This is a genomic window from Gardnerella sp. c17Ua_118, from assembly GCF_055804255.1.
Genome location: NZ_JANUYT010000001.1, coordinates 345,375 through 359,111 on the forward strand (window position 1 = coordinate 345,375; position 13,737 = coordinate 359,111).

Annotated in this window: 9 protein-coding genes; 6 read left to right on the plus strand and 3 right to left on the minus strand. The window is 37.6% G+C overall.

The window, feature by feature from the left end:
- Positions 1-3 precede the first annotated feature (3 nt).
- Positions 4-90 carry a pentapeptide repeat-containing protein gene (locus NYP69_RS01500; RefSeq protein WP_413436094.1) on the plus strand — a complete coding sequence of 29 codons (87 nt, stop codon included), beginning with the start codon at positions 4-6 and terminating at the stop codon, positions 88-90.
- On the opposite strand, the gene serB is transcribed toward NYP69_RS01500, so the two are convergent.
- A complete protein-coding gene (serB, locus tag NYP69_RS01505; RefSeq protein WP_032835943.1) occupies positions 87-794 on the minus strand; it encodes a phosphoserine phosphatase SerB in 708 nt (235 codons plus the stop codon). The genes NYP69_RS01500 and serB overlap by 4 nt on opposite strands.
- A 294-nt stretch (positions 795-1,088) precedes the next feature.
- Here serB and NYP69_RS01510 point away from each other — a divergent pair, with 294 nt between their 5' ends.
- From NYP69_RS01510 to NYP69_RS01520, 3 genes are all read left to right on the plus strand, one after another.
- A complete protein-coding gene (locus NYP69_RS01510) occupies positions 1,089-1,931 on the plus strand; it encodes an inositol monophosphatase family protein (protein WP_004130917.1) in 843 nt (280 codons plus the stop codon).
- A 177-nt stretch (positions 1,932-2,108) separates the two neighbouring features.
- Positions 2,109-2,879 (plus strand): polyphosphate--glucose phosphotransferase, encoded by a 771-nt coding sequence (gene ppgK / locus NYP69_RS01515; RefSeq protein ID WP_004130916.1) that lies wholly within the window; start codon positions 2,109-2,111, stop codon positions 2,877-2,879.
- 103 nt (positions 2,880-2,982) lie between these two features.
- Complete coding sequence (locus NYP69_RS01520; RefSeq protein WP_004130914.1) at positions 2,983-4,209, plus strand: pyridoxal phosphate-dependent aminotransferase; 1,227 nt, start codon at positions 2,983-2,985, stop codon at positions 4,207-4,209.
- A 69-nt stretch (positions 4,210-4,278) separates the two neighbouring features.
- Here NYP69_RS01520 and NYP69_RS01525 read toward each other — a convergent pair whose 3' ends face one another.
- Together NYP69_RS01525 and NYP69_RS01530 are read right to left on the minus strand one after the other, a co-directional pair.
- Positions 4,279-6,507, minus strand: a complete 2,229-nt coding sequence (locus NYP69_RS01525; protein ID WP_004130912.1) for a hypothetical protein — start codon at positions 6,505-6,507, stop codon at positions 4,279-4,281.
- A gap of 14 nt (positions 6,508-6,521) precedes the next feature.
- Positions 6,522-8,123: an ABC-F family ATP-binding cassette domain-containing protein gene (locus NYP69_RS01530; protein ID WP_004130910.1), complete on the minus strand. Its 1,602-nt coding sequence runs from the start codon at positions 8,121-8,123 to the stop codon at positions 6,522-6,524.
- 295 nt (positions 8,124-8,418) lie between these two features.
- Here NYP69_RS01530 and uvrA point away from each other — a divergent pair, with 295 nt between their 5' ends.
- Together uvrA and uvrC are read left to right on the plus strand one after the other, a co-directional pair.
- Positions 8,419-11,397, plus strand: a complete 2,979-nt coding sequence (gene uvrA, locus NYP69_RS01535) for an excinuclease ABC subunit UvrA (RefSeq protein ID WP_415691559.1) — start codon at positions 8,419-8,421, stop codon at positions 11,395-11,397.
- Between the two features lie 70 nt (positions 11,398-11,467).
- Positions 11,468-13,723 carry an excinuclease ABC subunit UvrC gene (gene uvrC, locus NYP69_RS01540; RefSeq protein ID WP_473410500.1) on the plus strand — a complete coding sequence of 752 codons (2,256 nt, stop codon included), beginning with the start codon at positions 11,468-11,470 and terminating at the stop codon, positions 13,721-13,723.
- Positions 13,724-13,737 lie beyond the last annotated feature (14 nt).

Sequence of the window (13,737 nt, forward strand, 5' to 3'; positions counted from 1 at the left end):
TGGATTAATCTTACTTGGGCTAATCTTACTTGGGCTAATCTTACTTGGGCTAATCTTACTTGGATTAATTCTATTTGGATTAAATGTTAGCTTAGTAAATCTAAAACTAGGCTTAGGTCTCGCGTATCTATGCTTGCTTTAGCTTGACTTTTTAATAACTGTTTTGCGCAAAATGCTACGCCTAATCCTGCTGTTTTAATCATGTCTATATCGTTAGCGCCGTCTCCAATAGCAACGCTTTGAGCAATATCAATATTGTTCTTGCTCGCCCAATTAGTCAATGCTTTTGCTTTATATTGACGATTTACTATTGGATCAATAACCTTTCCACTTAGTTTAGAATCTACGACTTCTAGATTGTTTGCAACCCAAAAGTCTATGTTTAGTTTTGGTAAAAAATCGTCTAAAACTTGCTTGAATCCGCCACTAACAGCTCCAACTTTCCATCCAAAAGAGTGCAATGTGCTAATTAGCTTTTTAGCTCCATTTGTTACATGAATATTTTGCGCAACTTGTTTAACGCAAGAATAGTCAAGTCCTTTAAGCATAGAAACTCTTAGTTTTAGCGACGTATTAAAGTCCATTTTTCCTTGCATTGCTCTAGACGTTATGTATGCCAAATCGCAGCCAACTCCAGCAATGTCTCCTAATAAATCTATAACTTCTTCTTCAATAAGAGTGGCGTCTACATCTAAAACAAGAAGTCCTGGTTTTTTTAGTGAAGGATTATTTGAAGGATTATTTGAATGAATATTAATTAAGTTCTGTGTTTTTAAGTCTGATACTTTAGTCATGTTATAAGTCATGTTATAATCTTCTAAGAGAGATGTTAGGTTTATTAATTAATTCTAAGGCTGGTTTAAGAAATTTAAGAATTTGTTTTATTATGCGTTTTGCATTGTAAGACTTTTTATAGAACTTGTATTAAATGTGAAAGTTTATTGATTTTATTGGAATTTTGCGTGTGGAAGTTTGGTTTAATTTGATTAGTTGAGTAAAATAGTTGCAGATTTTATGGATAGTTGCAAGATTTTTGAAATAGATAAAAACGTAATAAGATGTGGGGAAATTAAAGAGGTGAGTAAAGTATGGCAAGTATGAATTTACGCGATGTTGCTCTTGAAGTCGCTAGAATTTTGGAAGATGTTGGTAAGCATGCGTATCAAGACCAATTAAATCCTAGAGATATGGCAAGCATGATGGTTTTGGGGGATCCGAATCAAGCAGATTCTGGTTTTGGAGATAAGCTCGTACGATTTATTGAAAATCGTCTTACGTACATAAATACTTTCCAGGGATTTTGGCGTAATCGTCCAGAAAATTGCAATATTGGTGATCGTTTTTGGTGCGTTGGAAATATTGACGGTGCTATTAACTTTAATCGAGATATGGCAGAGTGGACTTTAACTGTTTCGCTTTTTGAGTTTAATGATCAAGGCTCCGCAAGGCCTGTTCTTGGAGTTGTTCATGCTCCAGCTTTAGGGCTTACCTATCTAGCAGCTAAAGGTCAGGGTGCTATTCGTATTCGCAAAACTCCTAATGGAGAAAAGCGAGAGAAAATCACGCCTTCTACTACATCAACATTGCACGGTTCTGTTGTTTGCTACGGAATGTCTTATATTCCAGGCGAATCTAAAAGAGCATTGGATGTTGTTTCTTCGCTTGAGGAAGAATGTCCAGCAGATATTAAGCGCATTGGCCCTGCTTCTCTCGATTTATGCAAGGTTGCTGATGGCACTTACGACGCTTATTTTGAGCCGCATCTTCACGAGTGGGATATTCCAGGCGTTTCCGCTGGTGCTGTTGTTGTTAAAGAAGCTCAAGGTCATGTTCGACAATGGAATGGTGACTCAATCCACTGGAGACGCGAAAACGACGTTATTGCTTCAAATGGTTTAATAAACAAAGAGCTTCAAAACTACTTAAAGTAGTATTGCTTAATTACCTAAAGTAGTATTGCTTAAAGTAGTATTTTACTTGTGTTTATAAAAGCCATTATGTAGTTGATAAATGCTTTGATAAATGCTGCTATATAAGCGTGTCGCTTTAACAATATTGTAGAATAAACGTGATATCCCGTTGTCCACATTCAGAGGGGAGTGTTAGCGATGATTGACACTGCACAAGCGTTTGGCGTAGATATTGGTGGTTCTGGCATTAAAGCTGCACCAGTAAATTTGGAAAAAGGTGAGTTTGCGGAACCTCGTTATAAGATTCTAACTCCAGCGGTTTCCACACCTCAAGCTGTTGCAGATATTGTTCGTCAGCAGCTCGAGCATTTTGATGTGCCTGAAGATGTTCCTGTTGGTATTGCTTTCCCAGCGCCTATTAAGCCAGGCAAGAAGCTTGAGTTTATGGCAAATCTTGATCAATCTTGGATTGGTGTGGATGTTACAGAAGTGTTTAGCGAAGCTTGCGGTCGTCCTGTTACAGTTGTTAACGATGCCGACGCTGCGGGTCTTGCAGAACAGCATTTTGGTGCTGCAAAAGATAAAGATGGCTTAGTTATTGCAACAACATTAGGCACTGGAATTGGAACTGCTTTGATTTACAATGGCGTTCTTATTCCAAACACAGAGCTTGGTCATATTCAGCTAGAAAAAGGAAAGGGAGATGCAGAAAAGTATGCTGCTTCTTCTGTTCGCGAAAAGTTGGATATGGGCTATAAAAAGTGGGCTAAGCGCTTAACTAAGTATTACGGATTAATGGAAAAGTACTTTAATCCAGACTTGTTTGTTGTTGGCGGTGGCGTTAGCCGTGTGAGCGAGAAGTTCTTGCCGCATATCGATATTAAGACTCCTATTGTTGTTGCATCTTTGCATAACGAAGCTGGTATTATTGGCGCAGCTTACTATGCAATGCAACAAAGAAACAAGTAAGTTTTTTAATATTTTATTTGTTTTATTTACTTTATTTGCGCTGGATGCTTATGCGTTCGGCGCATTTTTTATATTTGGTTATGCAATGCGCTAGTGTAGTCGAGTGCGATTTTCTTCTAGAGTTGATGTAAGCGAGCCAAATCCAATTATTCTGGCTCAACGCGTTGCTATGTCTAAAGGTATTAAACTCACAAAACTTAACGATTCAAACCCAACAGTGCATGGTCTTGCTCCAAAATGTTTAAGCGCAAAATATACAGCAGATCCTAGAGGGCCAATCGAAGTTAGACGCATTCTTGCTGACTTTATAAATGCTAGAGATAATCGCGCAGATCAAGATGTTACAAGTCAAAATACCGTAGATCAAAAAAGTAATTCGTTAAAAGCTCTTAATCCAAATAATCTATACGTATTATCGTCTACTTCTCAAGCATACGCATGGCTTATGATGCTAATGTGCGATTGCGGTGACTCAGTTTTAGCTCCAACTCCTGGGTATCCTCTTATTGAATCTATTGCAAGACTGCAAGGCGTAAAATCTATACCATATCCGCTTGTTTACGATGGTTCTTGGACTATTGATGTTCCAAGAGTTAAAGAACTTTTGCAAAACGCAAATAATCGTATTCGTGCTCTTGTTTTAATAAACCCAAATAATCCAACAGGCTCTTATGTTAAGCCAGAAGAAAGAGCGCAATTGTTGAGTTTGTGCAATAAAAATAATGTTGCGATTATTGCAGATGAAGTTTTCTACGATTACTCTTTAGAACCATTTGCCAAAAATTCAAGACTTGCAGGAGAACAATCAACACTTGTTTTTGCTTTAGATGGATTTTCAAAAATGCTTGCAGCTCCGCACGCAAAAGTTGGGTGGATTGAGGTTTCGGGACCAAGTCAAGATGTGCAAGAAGCAATGAAACGACTTGACGTTATTGCGGATGATTTTCTTCCAATTGGCGCAACTGTATCAGAAAGAATTCCAGAATTATTGCAATGCGCTAAAGAGCAAACTGCGATTGTTCAAAGTCGAGTACGCTCTAATCTTAAAACGCTTAGAAAAATGCTTGCAAACTACCCAAATTGTTGCGTTAGTGCATTGCGCGCAGAAGGCGGATGGAATATTTTGTTGCGCGTTCCTTCTTGTATAGATGATGATTTATTAGCTTTGCGCTTGATTAAAGACTACAAGCTGGTTTCTCAACCTGGATATTATTTTGACATGCCAACTAATGGATACTTAGCATTGTCTTTACTTCCTAAAGAAGATCAATTTGAAAATGGCGTTACTTTATTGCTGAATACTGTTCACAAAATGTTAGAAGAGATGTAAAAATCTAGTAAGAACTTTAAGAAGTAATCTAGAAAGAAATCTAAAAGACTCGTGTTCTTAAGCTTTAGACTAGATTAGCGTAAACCAACATCTAACGTAGTGCCAAAGCCCTGGATTGAATCGCAAAACTGAATCTTCTCTTCCTGGAACAAACCAACCTAAGAAAGCGATTGCAATAGAGAAAAATAGCATTGCTAAAACTACAATTCGTATTGTGTAACACATAACTTTCGAGCGCAAAGTTGTGCAATCTTCTACGTTTGCGTATTTTTCTAGAAAAACAGTAATTCCGATTATTGCGCTTAGTGAGAACACCCATCCAAAGTCAGCAATATAACGCCATCCAATTCCTGCTTTTAAGCTGTTGAAAACAACAACAATCATTGCAAGAATCAAAGCACATATAGTAAGTCTTGACGCAAATTTGCTCATTTTTTTAGTCATTAACAAAGAACAAATAACGCCAATAAATGCCAATGGAGCAAGGGTAAACATTCCGCCAATCATTGGCTCTGCGTATTGCCATCTATTGAAAGCAATAGGATTAATCGAAATCCAAGGGAAAGCTGGTGTAAAGCGTAATGGCAAAGCTAAATAACTTAAAATTGAAGGAATAATGTTTTGCACAGGAAGACGCATTGTAGTCATGTCTGTAATAGTAATTTGATATTCGTTACCAAAGTTAAATGGCGACCCAAATCTTAAAGCGTTATACAATCCTATTGGTATTGCAACTATTACAAACGGCACAATCACGCTTAAAACTAGCTTTATTATTTGCTTTAAGTCTTCTTTTATAATTTTCTTGCTAGAAATTAAATGCTTAAAATAGAAGTAAATATTGTTGTAAAAAAGCGGTATTGCAAACAAAAATGCGATTATAAATGTTGGTCTGCACCCTAGATTTAGAGATATAAACAAAGAACCTAAAGCAATGTGCTTAGCGGATATTTGGTGAATAGAATTGCAAGATTCGTTGGATTCTTGTGCTTGATTTTCATCTTTTGCAATGCCATTTTTAGAAGCGCCAAGATAAAACCATAATCCTAAAGATGTAAAGAATAGCGAAGCTGCCATCGGAACACTATAGAATGATGTTCTAAACCACAAGTAAACAGTGTTAGATGTAATAAAGAACAATGCTAAGCAAATAGACACGCAAGCAAGAGACGCTCGTTTGTTTATTCGCTCAATAAGTCTAATCACTAGAAGAGAGCCCGAAATTAAGAATCCCACTAGGCATATAAGAGTTGCGATTGCTGTTGGAAGCATACTTCCGCCATTAATCCACAAACTCGATATAAGTCTATAAGGCATAAAGAATAAAACAGCTGGAATTACGCCAAAATACGAGTACCAATGGCCGTTGTAATATGCGTGATCCCAATAAATATTGTGCACTAAATTAGAAAGAAGCTTGTTTCTTGCAATTGGATCGTACGGATTAGTAAGATTTTGCATTTGCTTAGGAACAGGCAAATCAAGATAAGTTTTTCCTTTAATAAGAGCGTCTGCTGTGTGCGCGTATTGATCAAAATCGTACGTGTAGTTTCCAGCAACGTCAAAATGCATTGGAATAGCGTTAAAAACATTCCAAACAATTGCAACAACAGCTATAGCAATAAATGGAGTCCAAGATAAAACTAGTAAAAGTCTTTGATTAAAACTTTTTGTATTAAGTTTTATTTTCCACAATTTAGACCAAGGATTCCACAATGCAATCAAAATTGAAACGACTATAAGAAAAAGAACGCGACCCCAATTCCAACTAAAAGGTGCTCTAACATTTGCTTTTGCGTCCTCAACGTCTACAACGTCTCCTTTAGGGTGCTGTATCCATAATCGAAGCGTGCTTTTAACTCCAACGGCTTGATCTGGAACAGGAAGCATAGCAAAACTAATAGCTCTAGGGTTTGTGCTTAAAGACTTTCCAGCGATTTTATTAACATCAATGCGTACATGCACGTCTGTTTTAATGGGACTTTTGCCAATTTTTTTAGGCGTAATTAGTGAAGGCTTAAGCTGAATGTACGGCGAAGATCCGTCGGAATTAACTTCTAAATAAGATTCCGAAGGGTCTGTAATTAAAAGTCCTCCAGAAGAAAGTCTTTTAATTCCAGGGCCAGTAATATTGTGAGCAAACATGCTATCCGTGCTGCCAGTAACACTATTCCAAAATGGAATATTCCCAACAGTGCATTCAAACAATGCTATTAACAGCAAGATTGCTAAAGGCGCGCGAAGAACGCGAAAAATGTTGTGTAGCGCGCAATTTGCAAAATTAGCTGTTTTTTTCATAGAAATCTAAAATCCTATTCTTCTGCTACCAAATCAAGATAGTCGTCGCTCCACAAGTCTTCGTCACCGTCTGGCATAAGAAGAACTCTTTCTGGGTTTAGCGCAAGAACCGCTCCTTCGTCGTGAGTAACCAACACAATTGCGCCTTCGTATTTAGAAATTGCTTTAAGAATTTCTTCGCGAGAAGCTGGGTCTAAGTTATTAGTAGGCTCATCAAGCAAAAGAACGTTTGCTTTAGAAGTTACAAGAGTTGCCAATGCTAGGCGAGTTTTTTCTCCGCCAGAAAGCACTTTAGCAGGTTTCATTGCGTCATCTCCCGAAAACAGGAAGCTTCCAAGCATTGATCTTGCTTGAGTGTCGTTTAATTCTGGCGCAACGTGTTGAAGATTTTCTAAAACAGTTGCATCTAAGTCTAAAGTATCGTGCTCTTGCGCAAAATAGCCTATTTTGCATCCGTGTCCATATTCAACAACGCCAGTGTCTGCGCTTTCTTCGCCAGCAAGAATGCGCAAAGTGGTAGTTTTTCCAGCGCCATTGTATCCCAAAATAACAACTCTCGAGCCTTTATCTATAGCCAAATTTATGCCAGCAAATACAATGTTCGATCCGTAAGCTTTTGAAATATCTTTAGCCATAATAGGAGTTCTGCCGCAAGGAGCAGGCTCTGGGAATCGAATGTCTGCTACTTTTTCTTGTTTTTGAGCTTCGCTTGTTTCACTCAATAAGCGTTCAGCTCTACGCATCATGTTTTGAGCTGCTACCGCTTTAGTTGCTTTTGCGTGAAGTCGGATTCCTTGCTTCATAAGTCGCTCCGCCTTCTTTTCTGCAACTTCGCGCTCTCTTCGTCTTCTCTCTTCGTCTACAACGCGTTGATGCAAGTATGCTTTCCAGCCCATTGAATACATGTCTATTTGCGCAAGTTGTGCATCTAAATGCCAAACTTTATTAACAACTTCGTCTAGTAACTCTGTTGAGTGTGATATAACAAGGAATCCACCTTCAAAACGTTTTAAGTAATTGCGCAACCATACTATGGAATCTGCGTCTAAGTGGTTTGTAGGTTCGTCTAAAATCAGCGTATCGGCATTGGAGAAAAGTATTCGCGCGAGTTCGATTCGTCTGCGTTGGCCGCCAGAAAGTGTTCCAAGAGCTTGTTTCATAACTTCTTGGGGGAGTCCAAGGCTGTTTGCCATTGATATTGCTTCCGATTGAACAGCGTACCCACCAGCTTTTTCAAAATCATTAATCGCTTTATCGTAGCGATTCATTGCTTTTGTCATAATATCTGGATCTGGATTCGTCATGTCTTTTTCTGCTTTTCGTATACGAGATACGATTGACGAAATATCGCGAGCGCTCATAATCCTATCTAGCGCGCTTTGCTCTGGATCTGCTGCATGTGTGTCTTGTGGAAGGTACCCTAAAGAGCCGCTTACTTTTACGCTTCCGCCAGCTGGAAGTGTTTCTGCAGTAATTACGCGCGTAAGTGTTGTTTTTCCAGCGCCATTCCTTCCGACTAAGCCTATTTTGTCGCCTTTTGTAACATGAAAATCTGTTGGGTTTAATAGCGTGCGCGCACCAATTTGTATAGTAAGTCCTTGTGCGTCAATGGCCATTTTTTACCCACCCCTTAAGTTTTATTCTTGTAAAATCGTAATTAAAATATTAATTGAAATATGTTAACCAAACTCCCGATTATACCGTTAGGCTTGCATAGGATTAGCAACACGCAGTAAGCAACATATTTCGAACATGTGTTCTATAATGAATGATATTACAAAACAGGTACGTAATCAAGATTTAGTTTTGCAATTTTGATTCATATACGCTAAAGCATCTTAAGGAGGTAGAATGCAAAAACACTTGGATTCTTTACAAAGTAAGCAGTCACTTTCAATAAAAGATGCAAATATGAATGCTACAAACATGAATGCTAAATATGGAAATAGTCGTCAAAAAAACAATGTACTTCAATCGTTTATTGATTCTGCGCCAATTATAAAAAATAATGGTAATTTAGTATACGACTTAAGTGATGTTCCTTCCGACTTAAAAATAACTGTTCAAGGTGCAAGAGAGCATAATCTAAAGAACGTTAATTTACAATTGCCTAGAAATAGGATGATTGTTTTTACTGGACTATCTGGTTCTGGTAAATCTTCTCTTGCTTTTGACACTCTTTTTGCAGAAGGTCAAAGGCGTTATGTGGAATCCTTAAGCGCGTATGCAAGGCAATTCCTTGGAAGAATGGATAAGCCAGACGTAGATTTTATTGAAGGCTTAAGCCCAGCAGTGTCTATTGACCAAAAAACTACTAATCGCAATCCTCGTTCTACTGTTGGCACAATTACGGAGATTTATGACTATTTAAGGCTTCTTTTTGCTCGCGTAGGTGTTCCACATTGCCCTAAATGTGGCGAAATCGTTAGTGCGCAAACCCCTCAACAAATAGCTAACGCATTGCTTTCTTTGCCGCAAAAAACAAGGTTGCAATTACTGGCTCCTATTGTTAACGGCAGAAAAGGTGAGTTTAAAGATACTATTACTCTTCTTAGGTCAGACGGCTATTCTAGAGCGCTTGTAGATGGGCAAATGCGAGAGCTTTCCGAAGATATTGTTTTAGAAAAGCAAAAGAAACACACAATCGAAGTTATTGTAGATAGATTAGTTATAAAAGATGGTATACGTACACGTCTTACAGATTCTATAGAAACAGCATTAAAGCTTTCTAAAGGTATTGTTGTTGCGGATTTTGTAGACGAAGATGCTTCTTCTAAAAACAGGCGTCAAAGTTTTTCCGAAAATATGGCGTGCCCTAATAGTCATCAATTTAATCTATTAGAGATAGAGCCAAGAACGTTCTCATTCAACGCTCCGTATGGAGCATGCCATGATTGCTCTGGAATAGGTTACAATCTAGAGATTGACCCTGCTCTTGTTGTTCCAAATACAGAAAAATCACTTAACGAAGGTGCTATAGAACCTTGGGCATTGAATAAAGCAGCTGGAGAATACTACAAGCACGTGTTAAAAGGCTTAAGCATAGAGCTTGGCTTTAGTATGGATACGCCGTGGGAAAATCTTCCAAAAGATGTGCAAGATTCAATACTCTATGGCCATGATTTTGAAGTAAAAGTATCGTATAAAAATCGATGGGGTAGGCAGAGAGAGTATTCAACAGGATTTGAGGGCGTAGTGCGTACTCTTATGCGTAAGCATGACGAAACAGACTCAGATCAAATGCGTCAATACTACGAGTCATACATGCGAGAAGTGCCATGCTTAACATGCAAAGGAAAAAGACTCAATCCAGAAGTCTTGTCTATTAAAGTTGGCTCGTGCTCAATCGCAGACGTATGCGATATGCCTATTGAAAAAAGTCTTGAATGGATTAATTCGTTAAATCTAGAAGGCTCAAAAAAGATAATTGCTAAAGAGATTGTAAAAGAAATCAAAGCAAGACTAGGATTCTTAAATGACGTTGGCTTAAACTACTTAACTCTTTCTAGAGCAGCAAAAACTCTTTCTGGCGGAGAAGCGCAAAGAATAAGACTTGCAACGCAAATAGGGTCTGGACTAGTTGGAGTTATGTACGTTCTTGACGAACCGTCTATTGGTCTTCATCAAAGAGATAACGAAAAGCTTATATCAACGTTGCATAATCTTAGAGATCTTGGAAATACGCTTATAGTTGTAGAACACGACGAAGATACAATACGAAAGTCAGACTGGCTTGTAGACATTGGTCCAGAAGCTGGAGAAAACGGTGGAGAAGTTGTATATTGCGGCCCTGCAAGACACATAACAGAGGCAAAGCGATCAATTACAGGAGACTATATTGCAAAAAGACGAACAATAGATGTTCCTAAAAAGCGTCGCAAAATCAACAAAAGTCGTATGTTAACTATTGTTGGTGCAAAAGAACACAATCTTAAAAACATAGATGTAGAAATACCTTTAGGCGTATTTACTTGCATAACAGGAGTTTCTGGATCTGGAAAGTCAAGCTTAATAAACTCAATACTTTACCCAGTTTTAGCAGATAAGCTAAACGGCGCTCGCATTGTTCCAGGATTGCATAAGCGCGTTGATGGAGTAGACAATTGCGATAAGGTTGTTCACGTAGATCAAAATCCTATTGGTAGAACACCAAGATCAAATCCTGCTACATATACTGGAGTTTGGGATAAGATCCGTTCGCTTTTTGCTCAAACTCCAGAAGCAAAAGTTAGAGGGTACGGCCCTGGAAGATTCTCGTTTAACGTAAAAGGCGGAAGATGCGAGGCTTGTAGCGGAGACGGAACGCTTAAAATCGAGATGAATTTTTTGCCAGACGTATACGTGCAATGCGAAGAATGCCACGGAAAAAGATATAATCGAGACACTCTAGAAGTAAAGTACAATGGTAAAACTATTTCAGACGTGCTAGATATGCCAATATCGCAAGCTGCTGTGTTCTTTAAAGCATATCCGTCTATTTCTAGATATTTAGACACATTGGTTAAAGTTGGATTAGGCTATATTCGGCTTGGTCAAAGCGCGCCAACACTTTCTGGCGGAGAGTCGCAAAGAGTAAAGCTTGCTACAGAACTACAAAAGCGTTCTACTGGAAAAACCGTTTATATTTTAGATGAACCTACTACGGGCTTGCATTTTGAAGATGTTCGTAAGCTTTTAAGTGTTCTTCAATCTTTAGTAGATAAAGGCAATAGTGTAATAGTTATTGAGCACAATCTTGATGTTGTAAAATGCGCAGATTGGATTATAGATTTAGGCCCAGAAGGAGGAGATAAAGGCGGCGAAATCGTAGCAACTGGCACTCCAGAAGATGTTGCAAAAGTGCAATATAGCTGGACGGGTAAATTCTTAAAGTCAATGCTCAAAGAGTAACAAAATCAGAAGTTATAAGTAAAATTTTATGAATAATTTTATGAATAATTTTATGAAAGGAGGTGAGATAATGAATATTCTAAATTCTAAAGAATCAAATATTAGAGAAGATAGAGAAACTAGAGAAAATATAGAAACTAGTAGGGGAGAGTGGAAGAAAACTCACCAATCTAAATATGATGAAAGTAATGCTAACTACTTTGAAAATTCATCTAAAAATGACTTTGGTGCTCCTCTTTTAGGAGATAGTCGTGATTTATTTAGGCCAAAAACTTCCGATATTCCAAATCAGCCTGGAGTATACAAGTGGAGAGATGAGCGTGGAAAAGTAATATACGTTGGAAAAGCAAAAAGTTTAAGAAACAGGCTATCGAATTATTTTCAGCCATTAAATCAGCTTCATCCTAGAACGCAATCAATGGTATTAACAGCTAGAAGCTTAGAATGGACTGTTGTAAACACAGAGCTTGAGGCTTTAACTCTTGAATATACTTGGATTAAAGAGTTTAATCCAAAATTCAACATTGTTTTTAAAGATGATAAAACATACCCATATATTGCTGTATCGGTAAACGATGATTTTCCAAGAGTTTGGATTACTAGAAATCGAAACTCAAAGTCAACGCAATATTTTGGACCGTATGCAAAAGTTTGGCAATTAAAACACAGTTTGGATTCTTTGCTAAAAACTTTTCCAGTTAGAACATGCAGACAGTCTGTTTTTAATAAAGCACAAAAAACAGGAAGACCTTGTCTTCTTGCGTCTATTGGAAAATGCTCCGCACCTTGCGTTCAAAAAGTAGACAAAAAAACGCATAGAAACAATGTTGAACAATTAGTTGGCATTTTAACTGGCGCTATTGGAGATTCCTACATTAACGATTTAACTAGAAAAATGAAGGAGTTAAGCGATAATTTAGATTTTGAAAATGCTGCAAAAATAAGAGACAAAATCAACATTTTTAGAACTGTTATTCAACAAAATTCTGTTGTTTTTAACGATCAAGTAGAAGCTGATGTTTTTGGATTTAGTGCAGATTCGATTGATGCATGCGTTCACGCGTTTTTTGTTAGAGAAGGACTGATTCGCGGAGAAAAAAATTGGCAAGTCGAAAGAAGCGAAGACATTAGTGATGCAGATATAATCGCAAATTTGCTTATACGAGTTTATTCTGAATATGAATCAAATAATGATTTGCAATATGAAAACTCTTTAAAAATAGAGCAATCCAGGAATGCGTTACAAATCGACTATTCTAGTGGCCAAAATATAAATTCGTCGTATAGAGCTAAAGAAACAAAAGAACGCAAAAAGCGCCAAGAAACAACTGGAAGAGGGGATTTGCTTGACCCTATTTGCCCGATTCCTAGGGAGATTATTGTTCCTATTGAATTAGATAACTCTCAAAAAGAAAATCTTGAAAGCTGGCTTAGTGGTTTAAGAGGTTCAAAAGTAACTATTAAAGTTGCAGAACGTGGAGATAAGCGCTCGCTTATGGATCAAGCAAACTTGAACGCTGAGCAGTCTCTAAAACAGATGAAAACAAGTAGGATTTCTACTTTAGAATCTAGAACTAATGCTATGAATCAAGTTGCTGCAGCTCTTTCAATGAGTGAAGCTCCATTGCGAATTGAATGCTATGATATTTCAAACTCGGCTGATGGAAGATATCAAGTTGCATCAATGGTTGTTTTTGAAGATGGAATTGCTAAACCTAGTGAATATAGAAGATTTTCTATAAAAGGACCTAATGGCATTGGCCAACTAGACGATTTAAGCGCATTATATGAAACTATTTCTAGACGTTTTAAGCATAAAGATGAAAGTAATAGCGATGTGGATGATGATAGCGTAGAAAATCCTCCACAATCGTACTCTAAAAAATTTGCGTACAAGCCTAATCTTGTAATTGTTGATGGTGGTATTGAGCAAGCAAAAGCAGCTCAAAAAGCAATGATTGATTGCAATGTTAAAGACATAACAGTATGTGGATTGTCTAAAAAATTAGAAGAAGTTTGGTTACCTAATAGTCAATACCCAATTATTCTAAAAAGAAGCTCCGAAGGATTGTATTTGCTTCAAAGAGCTAGAGATGAATCTCATCGCTTTGCGATTGCTTATCATAGGAAAAAACGTGCAAAGGCAATGTTGTATTCATCTATTGACTCAATTCCTGGAATTGGCGAATCTTATAAAAAACGTTTGCTTTGCGCATTTGGTAGTGTTAAAAATCTAAAAGAAGCAAGCATAGAAGAGTTGCAAAAAGTTCCTGGAATAGGTTTGTTAAAAGCTAAAACTATTTATGAGTTTTTGCACTCTCAATAAATCTAAACAATTCT